Annotated in this window: 13 protein-coding genes; all 13 read left to right on the top strand. The window is 38.5% G+C overall.

Annotated features, from left to right (window positions below; genetic code table 11):
• Positions 1–91 precede the first annotated feature (91 nt).
• Entirely contained in the window at positions 92–1,105 is a 1,014-nt protein-coding gene (locus AC0IWE_RS17175; RefSeq protein ID WP_055908291.1) for a LacI family DNA-binding transcriptional regulator, read from the top strand.
• Between the two features lie 433 nt (positions 1,106–1,538).
• A complete protein-coding gene (locus AC0IWE_RS17170; protein WP_055908288.1) occupies positions 1,539–4,514 on the top strand; it encodes a SusC/RagA family TonB-linked outer membrane protein in 2,976 nt (991 codons plus the stop codon).
• A gap of 14 nt (positions 4,515–4,528) precedes the next feature.
• Positions 4,529–6,118: a RagB/SusD family nutrient uptake outer membrane protein gene (locus tag AC0IWE_RS17165; RefSeq protein ID WP_471793972.1), complete on the top strand. Its 1,590-nt coding sequence runs from the start codon at positions 4,529–4,531 to the stop codon at positions 6,116–6,118.
• Positions 6,119–6,136: 18 nt separating this feature from the next.
• On the top strand, positions 6,137–7,153 hold the full coding sequence (locus tag AC0IWE_RS17160) for a SusE domain-containing protein (RefSeq protein ID WP_471793971.1): 1,017 nt from the start codon (positions 6,137–6,139) through the stop codon (positions 7,151–7,153).
• A 169-nt stretch (positions 7,154–7,322) separates the two neighbouring features.
• The gene (locus AC0IWE_RS17155; protein ID WP_471793970.1) at positions 7,323–9,134 is read left to right on the top strand and encodes a glycoside hydrolase family 13 protein; all 1,812 of its coding nucleotides are present in this window, start codon (positions 7,323–7,325) and stop codon (positions 9,132–9,134) included.
• 92 nt (positions 9,135–9,226) lie between these two features.
• The gene (gene pgmB, locus AC0IWE_RS17150) at positions 9,227–9,925 is read left to right on the top strand and encodes a beta-phosphoglucomutase (RefSeq protein WP_471793969.1); all 699 of its coding nucleotides are present in this window, start codon (positions 9,227–9,229) and stop codon (positions 9,923–9,925) included.
• A gap of 69 nt (positions 9,926–9,994) precedes the next feature.
• Entirely contained in the window at positions 9,995–12,313 is a 2,319-nt protein-coding gene (locus AC0IWE_RS17145; RefSeq protein ID WP_471793968.1) for a glycoside hydrolase family 65 protein, read from the top strand.
• Between the two features lie 182 nt (positions 12,314–12,495).
• Positions 12,496–14,178, top strand: a complete 1,683-nt coding sequence (locus tag AC0IWE_RS17140) for an alpha-amylase family protein (protein WP_471793967.1) — start codon at positions 12,496–12,498, stop codon at positions 14,176–14,178.
• A gap of 102 nt (positions 14,179–14,280) precedes the next feature.
• On the top strand, positions 14,281–15,657 hold the full coding sequence (locus AC0IWE_RS17135; protein ID WP_471793966.1) for an MFS transporter: 1,377 nt from the start codon (positions 14,281–14,283) through the stop codon (positions 15,655–15,657).
• 243 nt (positions 15,658–15,900) lie between these two features.
• A complete protein-coding gene (locus tag AC0IWE_RS17130; protein ID WP_471793965.1) occupies positions 15,901–17,838 on the top strand; it encodes an alpha-amylase family glycosyl hydrolase in 1,938 nt (645 codons plus the stop codon).
• Between the two features lie 113 nt (positions 17,839–17,951).
• Positions 17,952–18,365, top strand: coding sequence for an RNA polymerase sigma factor (locus AC0IWE_RS17125; protein WP_471793964.1), 414 nt, complete (start codon positions 17,952–17,954; stop codon positions 18,363–18,365).
• Positions 18,355–18,507 (top strand): RNA polymerase sigma factor, encoded by a 153-nt coding sequence (locus tag AC0IWE_RS17120; RefSeq protein WP_471793963.1) that lies wholly within the window; start codon positions 18,355–18,357, stop codon positions 18,505–18,507. The genes AC0IWE_RS17125 and AC0IWE_RS17120 overlap by 11 nt, the downstream gene beginning before the upstream one ends.
• A 347-nt stretch (positions 18,508–18,854) precedes the next feature.
• Positions 18,855–19,922, top strand: coding sequence for a FecR family protein (locus AC0IWE_RS17115; RefSeq protein ID WP_471793962.1), 1,068 nt, complete (start codon positions 18,855–18,857; stop codon positions 19,920–19,922).
• Positions 19,923–20,009 lie beyond the last annotated feature (87 nt).

Here is a 20,009-nt window from a genome sequence, read left to right as displayed (position 1 = left end):
ATTGATAAATTGTGGTTCTTAACAAATATTTGGTGCATTTATAGTTTATATTTACAGCATTAATTCAAATTAATTGAGTTAAATAGCCAAAATGGATAGTATTAATATTAAGAAGTTAGCAGAAGCTTTAAATTTATCTACTTCTACAATTTCGAGGGCTTTTAGAGATAATAGTGACATTAATGATGTTACCAAAGCACGCATATTATCTAAAGCGAAAGAATTAAACTACCAGCCAAACCATTACGCCAGTAATTTAAGGGAACAGAAAAGTAAAACTATTGCGGTTATTGTGCCCGAGCTGGCCAATAATTATTTCTCGCAGGCTATTCACGGTATAGAGCGCGTAGCGCGTGAAAATGGCTACCACATTCTGATTTATGTAACGGATGATGATTACAAAAAAGAAGTCAACTTTATACGGCATTTACACAACGGAAGAGCTGATGGTATTGTAATGTCGGTTTCTGGTGAAGCAAATGACCACAATTACCTGAATAAGTTTGGTGCTAAAAGATTGCCCCTGGTATTTTTTGATAGGATTTACGAAGATATTGATACGCCGAGGGTAATTACCAACGATTATAACAGCAGCTTTTTGGCTACCGAGCATTTAATAGAGCAGGGCTGTAAACGTGTTGCCTACCTGGTGGTGAATAAAAGTTTATCAATCGGTAAAACACGTATGCAGGGTTATATTGATGCATTGGCCAAACATCAGGTTCCTTTTGAAGAAAACCTGATTGTAGATTGCAGCAATAGTTATGAGGAGAACAGCACTATCATAAAAAATGCCTTAACACAGTTAAAACCAGACGGCATTTTTACTTCGGTAGAACGTTTGGCCTTTGCTACATATTATGCCTGTTACGACCTCAACCTTAATATTCCCAAAGATTTAAAAGTAATCAGCTTTTCCAGTCTGGAAATTGCACCATTGCTAAACCCTTCGCTTACCACCATCACTCAGCCGGCAGCTGAAATAGGGGAGCAGGCCGCAAAATTACTGTTTACTATTTTAGATGATCATGCTGATAAAAACGAATCAAATGAGGTGGTTTTAGAGTCGAAAATCATTAAACGGAATTCGACAAAAAAAGATTAAAAAACGGCCTTAAAAACGGGGCTGTTTTGAACTCCAAATTCTCAAAAAATTTCTTCACTTAGTGTAAAATACGCAGAATTCTGACCGATTTTCGGGAACGTTCCCGAAAGATGACTAAATTTTGATCTAATTTTTTCGGGAACGTTCCCGAAAAAAGCCTCAAAAATGGCTTAGTGTAGAATTTACACTTTAATTTGAAATTTAACATTTATAAGTAATTGATTTATAATTAATTAAATATTTAACAATTATTTAATGTGACTTATTATGGGTACAAAAAAACAGATTTTTGAACTAGTTTTTATTAAGCTTTTGCTGCGCCAAATATATTTTTTAAATAAATTTTGAAATCTCCATAACAGCTGTAAATTAGTCCTATGTGTAAATCACTATAATATTTAACCAAATTTTTATACTTAAACGAGCTTCAAATATGAGAGTATTTTACCTGTTAAAACAGGGGCTTTTGGTGCTGTTGGTTTTTTCAGCATTAATGGTAAAAGCACAAACCGGATCAGTATCTGGTAAGGTGCTTGATGAAACCGGCCTTCCACTACCCGGTGCTTCTGTAGTTGTAAAAGGTACAACAAGAAGTACATCAACTGATGGAAACGGTAATTTTAAACTTGCAGGCCTATCGAGCGGTTCGGTAACCCTATCTGCAAGTTTTATCGGTTATCAAACCCTTGATAAAGCAGTTAGCGTTTCGGCAAATGCAACTGTTGATTTTAAATTGGTGCCAGATGCACAAAAACTGAACGAAGTTGTGGTAATCGGTTATGGTACTGCCGAAAAGAAAAACCTAACGGGATCTATCACTACAGTAAATTCGAAAGATTTTCAAAAAGGTACCATTACTACACCCGAGCAATTAATTCAGGGTAAGGTAGCAGGGGTAAACATTATCTCAAACAGCGGGCAACCAGGTGTTGGTAGTACCATCCGTATCCGTGGTGGTGCATCTTTAAATGCAAGTAACGATCCGCTTATCGTAATTGATGGGGTGCCGTTCAGTGGCAACTCTATTGGTAATGCGCCAAGTCCGTTATCATTGGTAAACCCTAATGATATTGAAACCTTTACTGTATTAAAAGATGCCAATGCAACGGCCATTTATGGATCAAGAGCATCAAACGGGGTAATTTTAATCACTACTAAAAAAGGTGCATCAGGTGCTCCGGTTTTTAATTTTAGTACCAACAACTCAATCGCTACCGTAGCTAAAAAAGTTAATATTTTATCTTCTGGCCAAATCCGCGATTTTGTAAACGCCAATCCCAATGCATCATACGATGATGGTAAAAAATATACTGCGTTGTTGGGCAATGCAAATACCGACTGGCAAGATGAAATTTACCAGAATGCATTTTCTACCGATAACAGTTTAAGCATTGCAGGTTCATTTAAAGGTGTTCCTTATCGTGTTTCTGCTGGCTATTTAGATCAGCAGGGTTTGTTAATTACCGATAAATTTTCTCGCGGTACCGGGGCAATCAGCATTTCTCCACGCTTATTTCAAGATCACTTAAAAATCGATCTGAATTTAAAAGGTGCATTAACCGAATCGCATTTTGCCAATGCAGGTGCTGTAGGTTCTGCCATTCAATTCGATCCAACACAACAGGTAACGGCCAATAACAAATTCGGAAATTATTTCGAATGGTTAAGAAGCGATGGTTCTGTTAACCCAAATGCACCACGTAACCCGGTAGGGTTAATCAGATTAAACGATAACAATGGCAATGCTGAAAGAAGTTTCGGTAATGCACGTTTCGATTATTCATTTCACTTTTTGCCTGAGTTGCATGCCAACTTAAATTTAGGTTACGATTTATCCAAAGGTTACGGATCGGTTAGTGTTCCGGTTTATGCAGCGCAAAGTATCTCTACTTCAGGCTCTTATACACGCTCATTAAATACCGAAACCAATAAGCTTTCGGAGTTTTATTTAAACTATGCGCACACTGTGGCAAGCATCAGAAGCCGTTTTGATGTAACTGCTGGTTACGGTTATTACGATAACTCGAAAACGGGTTTCAATTTTACTTCATACAAAGGAACAGGTGAAGAACTGGTAGTTCCGGTTTTCCCTTTCTCTACAGATCGCGATAAATTATTGTCGTACTACGGAAGGTTTATATACACCTTGGCTGATAAATATATCTTATCAGGAACATTAAGGGCAGATGCTTCTTCTAAATTTTCTGAGCAGAACCGTTGGGGTTATTTCCCTTCAGCAGCGTTTACCTGGAGAATTTCGGGTGAGAATTTCTTAAAAGACAGTCAATCTGTTTCCGACTTAAAGCTTCGTTTAAGTTATGGTGAAACGGGAAATAAAGATGGTATCGGCTATTATGATTATTTATCAAAATATTATGCCAACAGCAATACCGGCCAGTACCAGATTGGCAATACTTATTACAACTATTATACCCCGGCAGCTTACGATCCGGATTTGAAATGGGAAACCACAACCACCTATAACGCAGGTTTGGATTATGGTTTTATGAAAGGCCGTTTATATGGAAGTATTGATGTGTATTACAAAAAAACTTCTGATCTGTTGAGTAAAATCAATATCCCTGTAGGTACCAACTTCAATAACGAATTAACAACCAATGTTGGTAATATGGATGTTAGAGGTGCTGAAGCCAGCATTAATTTTGCAGCCATTAAAACCGAAAACATCAGTTGGGATTTTGGCGTGAACGTTGCTTACAACAAAAGAAAAGTTACCAATTTAACTTTAAACCCTAATTCGGGATTCAAGGTTGATGCGGGAGACATTACCGGCGGTACTGGTATCCACTTAAAATACAACGCCGTTAACCAGATTCCAGGATCATATTTTGTTTACAAACAGGTTTACGATCCATCAGGAAAACCATTGGAAGGTGTGTATGAAGATTTAAACGGTGATGGCGTGGTAAACACCAGCGACCAATACTTTTATAAATCTGCCGATCCTAATGTTACTTTCGGATTTAACACCACTTTTAACTATAAAAAATGGAGTTTTACCACAACATTAAGGGCTAATCTTGGCAATTATGTTTACGATAACGTTTCTTCAAATTTCGGTATCAGGGCTAATATTTTAAGCTCGGCTGGTGTGATCAACAATGCATCAAGCGATTTTTTAAACACAAATTTCCAGAACAACCAGTTTTTAAGCGATTACTATGTTAAAAATGCTTCATTCTTAAAAATGGACAATGCAGGTATAGCTTTTAATGCAGGTAAGCTTTCTAAAAACGGCACAGCTACTTTAAGGATTTCGGCAAACTGCCAGAATGTTTTTACCGTAACCAATTACGGAGGTATCGATCCTGAACTGAGCAGCGGTATTGATTATAACTTATATCCAAGGCCACGTACATACACATTAGGGTTTAACGTAGGGTTTTAATAAAGAGATAAAGAATGAAAAATTCATTTAAAATAATATTGGCATCAGGCGTATTACTGCTGTCATTAAATTCATGCAAAAAAGACAATTTAAATGTATTGCCTACCAACGATGTAACTTCTGCTTCCGTTTATGCAACACCGGCAGGTTACAAACAAAGTTTGGTTAAATTGTATGCAACCTATGCACTTACCAGTTCTACCGGATCCGATAACAGTGATGTGGGTGGCTTAAACTCTGGCTTTGCAGATTTTTTAAGGTTATTCTGGACTTCGCAGGAGTTAACCACTGATGAAGCTATCTGCGCCTGGGGAGATACCGGTATTCCAGAACTAGACAATTCTACCTGGGCTGTTGATAACCAGTTTTTACGTGGCTTATACTCAAGAAGTATTTTACAGATTACTGTTTGTAACGAATTTCTTCGCGAAAGCACACCGGATAAATTGGCCTCTCGCAACATAACAGGTGCTGATGCAACTGCAATTCAGAGATACCGTGCAGAAGCCCGTTTTTTACGTGCTTATCAATATTGGGTGTTGATGGATGCCTTTGGTAATCCTCCATTTGTTACCGAAGATGATCAGATTGGTAAAGTTGCACCTAAACAAACCAGTAGAGCAGCTTTGTTTACTTATATAGAATCAGAATTGAAAGCTATAGAAGGCGATTTGGCTGAAGCCCGCTCAAACGAGTATGGCCGCGCAGATAAAGGTGCCGATTGGGCATTATTGGCAAGATTATATTTAAATGCACAAGTATACACAGGTACTGCAAAATATACAGAAGCCATTACCTATTCAAGCAAGGTAATTAATGCAGGTTACACTTTAAAAGCCAATTATATGGATCTTTTCAAAGCTGATAACAACATTAACAATACTGAAAATATTTTAACCATCAATTACGATGGCGTAACCGGTACCAACTATGGTGGTACAACATTTTTGATTAATGCAGGCATTAATGCCGATATGGGTACAGCTTCTTATGGTGTGCCAAACGGTGGTTGGGGCGGTAACAGAACCCGCCAGAATTTGCCTGCGCTATTTCCTGATCCAAACGGAACACAGGATAAACGTGGTGTTTTCTTTGGTGCAAAAAGTACGGTTGATGAAATTGGCACTTTTACCGATGGTTTAAGGGTAACAAAATTTAAGAATGTTACTTCAACAGGTTCTACACCTGCATCGTTAAATGGAACATTTAGCTCACTTGATTTTGCTTTGTTTCGTTTAGCTGAACAATATTTAATTTATGGAGAAGCAGTTGCCCGTGGAGGTTCAGGAGGTAGTGCTGCACTGGCTTTAACATACGTAAATGCATTACGTCAAAGAGCTTATGGAAATAATAACGGGAATTTAACCACAGCTTCACTTACAGTTGATTTCTATTTAGATGAGCGTGGCCGCGAGTTATACTGGGAAGGTCACCGCCGTACAGATTTGGTACGTTATGGTAAATTTACAGGTGCTACCTATTTATGGCCATTTAAAGGTGGTGTAAAATCAGGAACCAGTGTTCCTGCGTACCGCAATTTATATCCAATTCCATCGGCAGATATTATCGTTAATCCGAATTTGGTTCAAAACCCAGGTTATTAATCTTAAAATTTATAAGAGATGAAAACAATATTTTTAAAATCCCTTGCTTTAAGTCTGATAACCTTATCGCTATGGTCTTGTAAAAAAGAAGAAACGCAAACCGTTTCCAATGTAAGTGCGGCAGGCACACTTACAGCTTCGGCAACTACTTTAAGTCTGGTACAGGCAAACGGGGCAAAACCAGCATTAACACTAACTTTTCCGGCACCAACAGTAACAGGTTATACTATTCCGGTAACTTCTACATTGCAGTTCGATCTTAAAGGGAAAAACTTCGCAGCGCCGAAAGAATATGTAATCAGCAACACCTCATATTCGCCAACTGTAAACGATTTTAATAATATGATGTTGGCTTTGGGTGGCAAAATTGGTACTTCAACCCAATTAGAAGTAAGATTAAAATCGGGTGCTGCAGCAAATTCCATAACCTATTCTAATGTAATAACGATTACTGCAACCCCTTATTTGGCTTCAGCATGGATTTATGCTCCCGGAGCTTATCAGGGTTGGGATCCTACTACTGCAGACAGTTTAATTTCGCTATCAAGCAATGGTATTTATACCGGAATGATTGCTTATACCGCAGGAAATCTGGAATTTAAAATTACACCTGCCAAAAAATGGGATGTAGCCTATGGCGATGCAGGTGCGGGTAAAATCAGCAGTAGCGTAGGAGATAACTTAAAATCACCAGATGCCATAGTGAAACAGGTAACCGTTGATTTAAATGCCAAAACCATAGCTTTTACAACACCGAACGAATGGTCGATTATTGGAGATGCAACTTTGGGTGGCTGGAACAATGATACCGACATGAAAGTGGTAAATGATGGAAAATCAAATAATTACTCCGTTAAAACCACTTTAACCACTGGTGCATTGAAATTCAGATTCAAACACGATTGGACAGTTAATCTCGGTGGTAGCATAACTGCTTTAACCACTGGAGGCGATAACATTGCCGTAACCGTTCCCGGAACTTATACCATTACTTTAGATGTAGCCGCTAAAAAAGCTACAATGGTTAAAAACTAATCCTTATTATCTGCCCTGCAGTTACATGCTGCAGGGCTTTTTTTAAAATCTTTAAAGTTTTAGCATGAACAGATCTCATACCCATCCAAATTATCCGTTTCCAATTCATAATCATACTAACACTTCTTTTTTTAAATGCGTAACATCCATTTTTACCCTATTGGTTGTTTTGCTAACAAACAATCTGTTTGCACAAAAGCTGGAGCGTGTAGAACCTATGTTCTGGTTTACAGGCATGCACAACCCTAAATTACAATTACTTGTGCATGGCGATAACATTGCCAATGCTACAGTAAGCCTTACTTACCCAGGCGTAAAACTGGTAAAAGTAAACAAAGTTGAAAATCCTAATTACCTTTTTCTCGATTTAAACATTGCCCAAACCGTAAAACCAGGAAGCTTTCCAATTAATTTTTCGGTAAATGGCAAAAAGATATTCAGTTATGCTTACGAATTTAAAAGCCGCGATAAAAGTGCCGGCAGAATTCAGGGCGTAACCAATAAAGATTTTATTTACCTGCTTATGCCCGATCGTTTTTCGAACGGAGATGAAAGCAACGACATTGTGCAGGGTTTAACAGAAACCGCACTCAACCGCGATAGCATGTATTACCGCCATGGCGGAGATATCCAGGGGGTAATGAACCACCTCGATTACCTTAAAGATTTAGGCGTAACCACTGTTTGGATGACCCCTGAAGTAGAAAATGACATGCCACACGCTTCATACCATGGTTATGCGGTAACCGATCATTACAAAATAGATCCCCGTTATGGAACAAATGCACTTTACAAAAAATATGTAGAGTTGGCCCATGCCAAAGGATTAAAAGTGATTAAAGATATTGTACACAACCACATTGGTACCCAACATTGGTTTTATAAAGATTTACCAATGAAAAGCTGGCTGAACCAGTGGCCAACATATACGCAAACCAGTTACCGCGATCAAACTGTAATGGATATACACGCCTCTGCGGCAGATCGGAAACAAATGCTCGATGGCTGGTTTGTACCTTCAATGCCCGATTTAAACCAAACTAACCCTTATGTGCAAAATTACTTAACCCAAAACCACATCTGGTGGATTGAGTATGCAGGTATTGATGGTTTGCGCTTAGATACTTATGGCTATAACGATCCGGCTTACATGGCAGACTGGGCACTTAAAGTGCAGGCAGAATTTCCGCATTTATCTGTTTTTGGCGAAACATTGGTAACTGCTGTAGCCAATCAGGCCTTTTTTACAGGTGGAAATACGGTTAACCGTGGTTTTGACACCCACTTGCAAGGCATAACCGATGCCACTTTAAAAGATGCCATTTACGAAGGAATTAATGGTAAAAACGGCTGGGTAGATGGAATTAACCGTTTATATGCCACCCTGGCACACGATTTTCTTTATAAAAATCCAAATACCAATTGCATCTTTTTAGATAACCACGATATGAGCCGCTTCTATTCGATGGTTGGCGAAGATTTCGACAAATATAAAATGGGCATGAGCATTTTACTTACCATGCGTGGTATCCCTGAAATGTATTATGGTACTGAAATTTTAATGAAAAATTTTTCCAATCCAGATGGGTTAATCCGCTCTGATTTTCCTGGGGGCTGGAAGAATGATAAAAAGGATAAATTCATTGCTGATGGTCGTACAAACAAAGAGAATGAAGCTTTCAACTTTGTAAAAACATTGGCAAATTTCCGAAAAACCAGTGCAGCTTTACAAACCGGAAAGTTGATGCAATTTGTGCCTCAGGATGATATTTATGTTTATTTCCGTTATACCAACGAACTAAAAGGCTCGGTAATGGTTATTGTAAACAATACTGAAAAAGAAAAAACTTTAAATACCGATCGTTTTGCCGAAAGAACAAAAGGAATTACCACTGCAAAAAATGTAATTACCGGAGAAAACGTCGAATTTAAAAACATCAAAGTGCCCGCTAAAACAACTTTAGTGCTCGAATTAAGGTAGAGGTTGAGGGTTTAAGGCGGAAGGTAATTGCCTATTGCCAAATAAATACTATGCCTTGAAACCTGATACTTATTAAAATATATAAAATAAAGATGCAAAATAATAGTCATATAGAACCTTCTACCTTCAAACTTACGCCTTCTGCCTCAATAAAGGCTTGCCTTTTCGATTTAGATGGTGTACTGGTTGATACTGCGGTTTACCATTATAAAGCGTGGAAACGTTTAGCCAATACCATGGGTTTCGATTTTACCGAAGCGCAGAATGAGCAGTTGAAAGGCGTTAGCCGGGTAGAAAGTTTAAATAAAATTTTAAGCTGGGGTGGTGTAGAAAAAACTGATCGAGAAAAAGAAGAACTGGCCAGTTTAAAAAACAGCTGGTATGTAGATATGATCACGAAGATGACGCCGGCTGAAGTATTACCTGGTACAGTTGATTTTTTAACCGCCATTCACAAAGCGGGTTATAAATTGGCTTTAGGCTCAGCAAGTAAAAACTCAGGCATCATTCTGGAGAAAACGCACCTGGCCCATTTCTTCGATGAGATTGTAGATGGCAATATGGTTACCAAATCAAAACCCGACCCTGAGGTTTTTTTAAAAGGTGCCGAACTTTTGGGCTTTAAACCCGAAGAATGTGTGGTTTTTGAAGATGCCGTTGCAGGCGTAGAAGCCGCAAAAAGAGGTGGGATGAAAGCCATTGGAATCGGCGAAAAAAGTGTGCTTACGCAGGCCGATGTAGTAGTAAGCGGATTAAACAAATTAACAGTTACAGATTTAGAGAATTTATAGTTTAGTGTGCGGTACAAGGTTTAGAGGCATGCCCTCCAATCTTTGCACCTCACTACTCAATTTTCAATTATGAAAAATTACATTAAGGCAGATGAGTGGAATATTATCGAAGAAGGCTTTGATCCACATTTGAATAAGATTTCGGAAAGTATTTTCAGCCTGGGCAATGGTCGCATGGGGCAGCGTGCAAATTTTGAAGAAACTTACAGCGGCGAAACCCTATCTGGTAACTATGTTGCAGGGGTATATTATCCAGATAAAACCCGTGTGGGATGGTGGAAAAATGGCTATCCTGAATATTTTGCCAAAGTATTAAATGCGGCAAACTGGGTTGGTATTGAAGTAAAGCTTGATGATGAAATTCTTGATCTGGCAACAGCAGAAGTACAAGATTTCAAACGTGTATTGAATATGCATGCCGGTTACCTGGAGCGGACCTTTACCGCAAAATTAAAAAGCGGAAAAACCCTGAAAGTAAAAGCTACCCGTTTTTGCAGCATAGCCGATGATGAAGTTGGTGCCATTAAATACACCATTACCCCCTTAAATTTTGATGGTAAGTTAACTTTAACGCCTTTTATTGATGGCGATGTTAAAAACCAGGACAGTAACTACGATGAAAAATTTTGGGATAAGGTAGCTGATGAAATTTTAGGAACCGAGGCCTATATCAAATTAAGAACAAAGAAAACTGAGTTTGAGGTTTGTACCGGAAGCAATATCGAACTGTATAAAAACGCCGAAAAACTAAACATTAATCCAGAGGCGGTACGTAAAGAAAAATTCGTTGCACAAACTTTTTCTCTTGATGTTAAAGCAAACGAGGAGATTACCCTGGTTAAAATTGCTGCTAATTTATCTTCAGAGAATTATGCTAAAGAATCTCTTTTAAAAGAAACAAAAGCAGTTATTGCCAAAGCATCTGCTAAAGGATTTGATACTTTATTAAAAGAACAAACCGAAGCCTGGGCAACCAAATGGGAAGAAAGTGATATCATAATTGAAGGAGATGTTTCGGCCCAGCAAGCCATTCGCTTCAATATTTTTCAGCTTTTCCAAACCTACACCGGCAAAGATGATCGATTGAATATCGGTCCGAAAGGTTTTACAGGCGAAAAATACGGTGGCTCTACCTATTGGGATACTGAAGCTTATTGTGTGCCATTTTACCTGGCTACAGCCCCACAGGAAGTAAGCAAAAACTTGTTGGTGTACCGCCATAAACAATTGGGTAAAGCAATTGAAAATGCAGCAAAATTAGGTTTTAAAGATGGGGCTGCATTATACCCAATGGTTACCATGAATGGCGAAGAATGCCACAACGAGTGGGAAATTACTTTTGAAGAAATTCACCGCAACGGTGCCATTGCCTTTGCCATTTTTAATTACATCCGTTATACAGGCGACGACAATTATTTATCAGATTTTGGTTTAGAAGTATTAATCGGTATTGCCCGTTTCTGGAAACAACGTGTTAACTGGAGCAACGATAAACAACAATATGTAATGCTTGGCGTAACCGGACCAAATGAATACGAAAACAACGTAAACAATAACTGGTACACCAATATTTTAGCTACATGGTGCATGAAATATGCAACCGAAGCCGCTGAAATTGTAAAAACACAACAACCAGAAAAATACAACAGCTTACTAAAAAGCATAAATTTTAATCAGCAAGAGTTTGCGGATTGGGCCGATATTATTGAGAAAATGTATTACCCTCATGATGAAAAACTTGGCATTTTCTTACAACAGGATGGTTATTTGGATAAAGAACAGACTTTGGTTAGTGATCTCCCTGCAAGTGAACGACCAATTAACCAGAAATGGAGTTGGGACAGGATTTTGAGGTCGTGCTTTATTAAACAGGCCGATGTTTTACAAGGATTGTACTTTTTTGAAGAAAATTATGATCTCGATACTTTAAAACGAAACTTCGACTTTTACGAGCCGCGCACCGTGCATGAAAGCTCTTTATCGCCTTGCGTACACAGCATATTGGCTGCAAAATTAAATGATGAAGCGCGTGCCTACGAATTTTACCTGCGCACAGCACGTTTAGATCTTGATGACTATAACAACGATACCGAAGATGGCCTGCACATTACCTCAATGGCAGGTACCTGGATGAGTGTGGTAGAAGGTTTTGCGGGTATGCGGGTTAGAAACGGTAAACTTCAATTTAATCCCTTCTTACCTGATAAATGGAAATCATTTTCTTTTACCATTGGTTTTAGAGGCGCAACCTTAAAAATTAACATTACCGAAAACGGTATCAGTATAAAAAATAATGCAACAATCGATTTAGAAATCGGCATTAGAAACCAGGTTTATAAATTGGCTGGAAATACCGAAATCGAAGTAAATAATGCAGCGTTGGTATGAGGAATGTAAAGGGTTTAAAGGCTGTGGGTAACGGGTTAAAATTTCAATCTTCCGTAAATAGAAAAACCTTTTCAGTCCTATCTCTGTTCCCTTTTGGAGGAGGTAAGGGTAGGTACATAACACTTTTTATTACTTTTGCCATTCTTACATTATCATCCTTTGCACAAAAAAAGCGTACAAAAATGAACGATAAACAAATCGTTATTTACCAGTTATTGCCCCGTTTATTTGGGAATAAAAATACAACCAATATCCCTTACGGAACCATTGAACAGAACGGTTCTGGCAAGTTTAATGATATCAGCGATAAGGCTTTAGCAGGCATAAAAGAACTCCACGTAAATTATGTTTGGTATACCGGCGTACTGGCCCATGCAAGTTTAACTGATTATAGTGCTTACGGAATTAAAGTAGACGATGCCGATGTAGTAAAGGGCAAAGCAGGTTCTCCATACGCTATCCGAGATTATTATGATGTTGACCCTGATTTAGCTGTTGACGTTAAAAACCGGATGAAAGAATTTGAGGCTTTGGTAAAGAGAACACATGATCATAACCTGAAAATGCTTATCGATTTTGTGCCCAATCACGTTGCCAGAAGCTATCATTCTTATACAAAACCAAGTGGAGTAACCGACTTTGGGGAAAAAGACGATGTTACAAAAGCTTTTAGTACCACCAACGATTTTTACTATACCCCTGGTCAACCATTTTCAGTACCCACATCAGGATCAAAATCTACCCCCATCTCCGCCTTACAAGATGGGAAATTTGAAGAAAATCCAGCAAAGGCAACTGGTAATAACGTTTTTTCTGCCCAACCCAAATATGATGATTGGTACGAAACCATTAAATTAAATTATGGAGTAGACTACCTGAATGGAGAAAAACAATATTTCGATCCCATTCCACCTGTTTGGCTTAAAATGCGGGATATTTTAATATACTGGACTAAAAAAGGCGTAGATGGCTTTAGGTGTGATATGGCCGAAATGGTACCCATTGCCTTTTGGAATTGGGTTATACCACAAGTAAAACAAGTTAACCCCGATCTTATTTTCTTGGGAGAGGCTTACAATCCAACAGTTTACAAGCAGTATTTGGATGAGGGTAAATTCGATTACCTATATGATAAAGTGGGTTTATACGATGGCCTTAAAAAACTGATCAAAAATGAACCAACTGCAGATGTAGCAGCAATTAAGCAGGTGTGGCAGGTAGAAAGTGCTGGTTTTGGCAAACATATGTTGCGCTTTTTAGAAAATCACGATGAAGAACGCATTGCATCAGCAGGATTTGCAGGAAAAGCCGAACTGGCTTTGCCTGCAATGGTTATTTCGGCTACCCTGGGTTCAGGTCCGGTAATGCTTTATTCCGGGCAGGAAGTTGGCGAGCAAGGCAAAGGGCAAGAAGGTTTCGGTGGCGATGATAACCGCACAACAATATTCGATTATTGGGGCGTTCCCGATCACCAGAAATGGATGAACGGAGGTTTATTCGATGGTCAGAAACTAAGTGCTGCGCAACAAAGCCTGCGAGCATATTACACACAATTGCTAAAAGTTACCACAACCAGCGATGCGGTAGTAAATGGAGAGATATATGAAGTTCCTGTTACTGGGAATATGAATAACCGCATGTATGCTTTTATCCGGTACTCCGGTAAACAACGTTTATTGGTTGTGGCCAATTTCGACAGAACACAAACTTTAAACGCCAATATCGAAATCCCAGATCAGATTTTAAAAGTTAAACATTCATCCCCGGTTACAGATTTGTTAACCGAAAGGAAATTAAACATCCCGGCAGGAACTAGTATACCCGTAACCGTTACACCCGTTAGCGCACAGGTGATAGAATTCTAATCATTAGCAATGCGTTAAACGTAACGCGGGTAGCGATTGAACATTATTTATAACCAAAATGTAACGCCATGCGCCCTGCGCTAAGCGCTTAAACAAACCAAAATGAGTTTAAAAACAATATTCGAGAACCCAAAATTAACACTTGTTCAAATCATTAACATGAGTGTAGGTTTTTTTGGCATCCAGTTCGGTTGGGATTTACAGCGTGCCAACATGGGGCGTATTTACGAAAACCTGGGGGCCAATCCCGATCAGGTTCCGTTATTGTTTTTGGCAGCACCTTTAACAGGCTTATTGGTACAACCGATTATTGGTTACCTGAGCGATCGTACCTGGCATCCAAAATGGGGCAGAAGAAGACCATATTTTATGGTTGGTGCGATTGTAAGCAGTATTGCTTTAATTTTTATGCCACATAGCAGCGTATTATGGATGGCAGCCGGCCTGCTTTGGGTTTTAGATGTTTTTGGAAACATTGCCATGGAACCTTTCCGCGCTTTTGTTACCGATAAATTGCCTGATAGCCAGGTTAACCGAGGTTTTATTATGCAAAGCATGATGATTGGATTGGGTGGGAGTGTGGCATCGGCTTTGCCATGGATTATGAACAATGTTTTCCATTTAACCAACACAGCAGAAAAAGGCAATATTCCTGAAAACGTTAAATTTTCTTTTTATATCGGCGCATTTTTCTTTTTAGCCGCTGTATTATGGACGGTTTTTACCACTAAAGAATACCCGCCACAAGAAGTGGATTTTAATGAAAAAGTTAAAGAAAGCAACAAAGGTTTTGGTGGTGGTGCCCGCGAAATTTTTGGTGCATTAAAAAATATGCCCAAAAGGATGCAGATTGTTTCTTTGGTGCAGTTTTTTACGTGGCCAGGCTTATTTTTAATGTGGTTTTATTACACCACGGCTGTTGCTGTGAATGTTTTTGGCGGGAAAGATGCAGCAGATCCGGTTTATGCACAAGGTGCAGATTTTGGAAGTTTAACACTTGCCTATTATAGCGTAATCACTTTTCTTTTTGCATTGGTGCTGCCAAAAATTGCCGATGCATTGGGTAGAAAAACCACGCACGCGCTCTGTTTAATTTGCGGGGCCATTGGCTTAATCAGTGTAGCCTGGGTGCACGATAAAAATATGTTGTATTTATGTATGACAGGCGTTGGTATTGCCTGGGCGAGTATCCTTTCTATGCCTTATGCCATGTTAAGCGGATCGTTACCAAAAGATAAAATCGGGATCTACATGGGGATTTTTAACTTTTTTATTGTTTTGCCAGAGATTATTGCCTCATTAGGTTTTGGCTGGCTGATGCGTAATGTTCTGAATAATGATAGACTTTTAGCCGTTCAACTCGGTGGCGGTTTAATGATTCTGGCTGCTATAATCTGTTATCTGTTTATCCACGAACCAAAAAAAACTGATGAAATTTTGGCATCGAAACTCGGTGTTGAAGAAAATAGATCGGTCTAAACCTACTCCATGGTCTGTGTCCTCACAGACATTACTCATATTCCCGTGGTTTGTGTCCTCACAAACCACTAGCGAGATTTTAGTCCATTACTCATATTTCGGTCTGTGAGGACACAGACCGAGGAGATAGTGAGGATTTCGTTCTGTGGGAACACAGAACGAGGTACATAAAATATTTATTTTCAGTGCGCTCTGTGATAACTCGGTGTTCTCTGTGGTAAAACCAATAATAATCCTAACCAAATGAAAAGAATAACTAACCGCCTTGGTTCGTGCCTGCACGAAACAAAAAGAGTCAAAACCATTGTTTACCTTTTACTATTAGTAATAACTTTTAGTACAGCATGTAAAAAAGCATCAAATGACAGAGGTATAGAGCCAACGCCAACCAATCAAAAGGCAGATTTACCTTCGGGAGCAAAAGATGGAGTAGTATTTATCAATAATGGCACATCAGCCATTGTAACACTTTATGCCCCGGGTAAAAAATCAGTTTCATTGATTGGCGAATTTAACAATTGGTTGGTAACTGCTGCACCGATGAAAAATACACCAGATGGAAATTACTGGTGGATTCAGCTCGATAATTTAAATCCGAATTCAGAATATGCCTATCAATTTTATGTAGATGGGAATTTAAAAGTTGCTGATCCTTATTGCGAAAAAGTACTCGATCCTGATAACGATCAACACATCACTGCTGCAACCTATCCAAATTTAAAAGCATATCCAACGGGTAAAACCACTGGTGTTGTAAGTACAATGCAGGCCAATCAGCCAACCTATACCTGGAGAAATGCCAGTTTTACACGTCCCGATAAAAATAACCTGGTGATTTATGAATTGCTCGTCCGCGATTTTACATCCGATCATAATTATGCTTCAACCTTGGCCAAACTCGATTATTTGGTAGGTTTGGGTATAAATGCAATTGAACTGATGCCCGTAAATGAGTTCGAAGGGAATTTAAGCTGGGGTTATAATCCATCGTTTTATTTTGCACCCGATAAATATTACGGTACCAAAACGGCTTTGCAGAATTTTATTGATGAGTGCCATGGCCGTGGCATTGCCATAATTATGGATATGGTGTTGAATCATTCATTTGGGCAATCGCCCATGGTACAATTGTATTTCGATGGCTCAAAACCAACAACTGCCAGCCCATGGTTTAATGTTGATGCCAAGCATCCTTTTAATGTGGGTTACGATTTTAACCATGAGAGCCAGGCAACGAAAAAATTCTCCAAAGATGTAATGAAGTTTTGGATGCAGCAGTATAAAATTGATGGTTTCCGCTTCGATCTTTCTAAAGGATTTACACAGAAAACATCAACAGATGATGCACAATTCAGGCTGTTCGACGCAAGTCGTATTGCCATTTGGAAAGATTATAATGCCTTTATAAAAAGCGTTGATGGCAATAATTTTTATGTGATTTTAGAGCATTTTACAGAAGAATCTGAAGAAAAGGTGCTGGCCGATGATGGGATGATGTTGTGGAACAACCTAAATGTAAACATGAACGAAGCCACTATGGGCTGGCTGGGAAACTCGAATTTTCAATGGGGTTTTTATGGTAACCATGGTTTTACTAAATCGGATGGACTGGTTACCTATGGCGAAAGTCATGATGAAGAAAGGCTGAATTTTAAAAACATCAGTTACGGTAACGGGTCAGGTAGTTATACAATTAAAGGGAATTTGGCAACAGCATTAAAAAGGGAGGAATTGGCCGCGGCATTTTTATTTAGTATTCCGGGGCCAAAAATGGTGTGGCAGTTTGGAGAATTGGGTTACGATATTAGCATTGATTATAACAACAGGACAGGTGAAAAACCAATTAAGTGGGATTATTATACCGATCCTAACCGAAAAGCTTTGTACGATGTGTATGCCAAATTGATCAGGCTAAAGAAAAATAACAGCATTTTTAATTCAGCAAATTCTACGTATAGTTTAGCTGGCGGAATTAAATATATTAAGTTAATTGAAGGAAACAATACCGTTGTAGTGGTTGGAAACTTTGATGTGGTAAACCAAACAGCCAATATTGATTTTGGTACAGCAGGTAATTGGACAGATGGTTTCGGGAGCAATATTAACCTGGCCGGCAACATTTACACACAAACATTGGCACCAGGAGAATACCATATTTTTAGTAAAACTGCTTTAAAGTAAAATAAACTGATAAGTTTTGGATAGTGGAGTTTTAGTTTTTTCACTTTGATCAAAATCCGGACGTAATAATCTTGTTGTTTTTAGTTAATATTGCGATAACAACTAACAAATTAATGGACAACAAATTAGCGCATCACTTATTATGGGAACGATTACGAACTGGCGATAAAGATGCGTTTTTTGATCTCTATGCTGCGCTTTATTATCCATTGGTAAATTTCGGAATCAGGGTTTGTGCCGATGCCGATACCGCAAGTGAAGCCACCGATCTTGTTTTTAGCACCATTTGGGAAAAACACGAAAGCTTAACCCGGGTAGATAATGTAGAAGCCTATCTCCGTACTTTCCTTAAGCGTAAGTTGCTCCGCATTTTAGAAAGAAAACGCAAAATTAATGATGCACTTTTTAACGCCGGGGCCGATGGCGATTGGATGGAAATGAGTTACGAAGAATTTATTGTTAAAGTACAAAGTGATGAGCTCGGTAAAACATCAGCTCAAAAACGCGTTGGAAAAGTTGACATTTAGGCAGAAACAACTCATCCATCTGAAATTTTTTGATGGATTAACTTACGAGCAAATTGCCGAACAAAGCAATCAAACCATTAAAACTGCCTACAATACCATTTATGATGCGCTTAAAATCCTGAGAAAGGAATTTAATGCGTAAATCATTTTTTCCAGGCTTAGTAAAAAAGGTCTTGAATTGCGTTAACGATAGCAGCGGCATCCTTTTGGTATACCTGAAGCTTAATAAGCGAAGGGATAACCAAAAGATACAGCGGATAGCGTGTTAAAACGCCCAAAAAAAATTACGACATAATCTATATTGAAAAAATCACCGGATTTTTTATCCATGAAAATTCTTTTTTTACCCCTCTAAAGTTGATTTCACAAATTAAATTTCCTTCTTCTGTCGCTATTCAACGCATATATTCGGTAATGTTAAAAAAAAGTTAAAATTTCCTTAGGAAAAAGTAAAGCTTTTAGGCACTGCTATATAAAAGGCAAACAATAATGGTTGATAGAAGTAAATTTAATGCAGAAGACTTTTTAGTCGACAGCACTTTCCAGCAATATTGCGCTGGAACAGATAAGCTTTGCATTGGATATTGGGAGAAGTATATTAATGCCCATCAAGAACAGGCGGAGGTAATTGCAGAGGCAAAAAAACTGTTTGTGATATTGAGCGGTAACAAACGTCCGTTAAACAAACAAGTAGAAACATTTAAAGAAAGTGTATTCCCGGTAGGAAAGGTTGTAAAGATTAACCCTTATTTATGGCTTAAAATTGCTGCGGCAATCATTTTCATTATTGGTTCGGTACTTATTTATAACAACTATAATCATTACAATAGTGTTAAAAACGCTGCGCAGGTGATTAATACGTTCACTACCAAAAACGGCGAGCGCAAAAAAATCAGGCTTCAAGATGGTACTGCTGTGTTATTGAATGCGAAAAGTTCTTTATCCGTTAACAAAGGTTTTAACGATCAAACCAGAGAAGTAACCTTAACTGGAGAGGCTTTTTTCGATGTTACACACAACAAAAATAAGCCATTTAAAGTGCATACTACTGATTTTAATATCAATGTGCTGGGCACGGCTTTTAATGTAAAAGCCTATCCTGATGAAATTACTTCAGAGGCAACCTTAATCCGTGGGTTAATTACAATGGAAGCTGTAAATGGAAATGGAGGTACCATTACCCTTAAACCAAGTCAGAAAGTTACTTTTTATAAAAATGTTGCTCCTCAATTAAAAAGTAAACTGGTAAAGCCAACTGCGCCCCAGCCCGAAATTACCATTAATCATTACACTAAAATTAAGGATAGCACGATTGTAGAAACCGCGTGGACGCAAAACCGGATTGAGATTTACGATCAGGATTTTGATGAAATCAAGAATGTTTTAGAGAAATGGTATAATGTAGAAATCAAATTTACAGACCCCGCCATAGAAAAATACCGTTTTACGGCAACCATTACAAATGAGACTATCGAACAGGTTTTGAATGCCTTAAAAGCAACTGAAAATAATTTTAAATATGAGATAAAGGGAAAACAGGTAATCATCTCAAAATAGGAAGAAAAAAAGGACGGTGTTGGAGCACCGCCCTTAAATATTTCTCTTTTGATTAATTAATGGCAGTTTATGCGCAAACAGATTGCT

This window comes from Pedobacter sp. AC402 (assembly GCF_979252805.1).
This window is presented reverse-complemented; position numbering and strand designations above follow the sequence as displayed.

Bases quoted from the DNA above. Each gene is read 5' to 3' on its own strand.
- AC0IWE_RS17175 (WP_055908291.1), top strand. From the start codon at position 92: ATGGATAGTATTAATATTAAGAAGTTAGCAGAAGCTTTAAATTTATCT.
- AC0IWE_RS17170 (WP_055908288.1), top strand. From the start codon at position 1,539: ATGAGAGTATTTTACCTGTTAAAACAGGGGCTTTTGGTGCTGTTGGTT.
- AC0IWE_RS17165 (WP_471793972.1), top strand. From the start codon at position 4,529: ATGAAAAATTCATTTAAAATAATATTGGCATCAGGCGTATTACTGCTG.
- AC0IWE_RS17160 (WP_471793971.1), top strand. From the start codon at position 6,137: ATGAAAACAATATTTTTAAAATCCCTTGCTTTAAGTCTGATAACCTTA.
- pgmB (WP_471793969.1), top strand. From the start codon at position 9,227: ATGCAAAATAATAGTCATATAGAACCTTCTACCTTCAAACTTACGCCT.
- AC0IWE_RS17145 (WP_471793968.1), top strand. From the start codon at position 9,995: ATGAAAAATTACATTAAGGCAGATGAGTGGAATATTATCGAAGAAGGC.
- AC0IWE_RS17140 (WP_471793967.1), top strand. From the start codon at position 12,496: ATGAACGATAAACAAATCGTTATTTACCAGTTATTGCCCCGTTTATTT.
- AC0IWE_RS17135 (WP_471793966.1), top strand. From the start codon at position 14,281: ATGAGTTTAAAAACAATATTCGAGAACCCAAAATTAACACTTGTTCAA.
- AC0IWE_RS17130 (WP_471793965.1), top strand. From the start codon at position 15,901: ATGAAAAGAATAACTAACCGCCTTGGTTCGTGCCTGCACGAAACAAAA.
- AC0IWE_RS17125 (WP_471793964.1), top strand. From the start codon at position 17,952: ATGGACAACAAATTAGCGCATCACTTATTATGGGAACGATTACGAACT.
- AC0IWE_RS17115 (WP_471793962.1), top strand. From the start codon at position 18,855: ATGGTTGATAGAAGTAAATTTAATGCAGAAGACTTTTTAGTCGACAGC.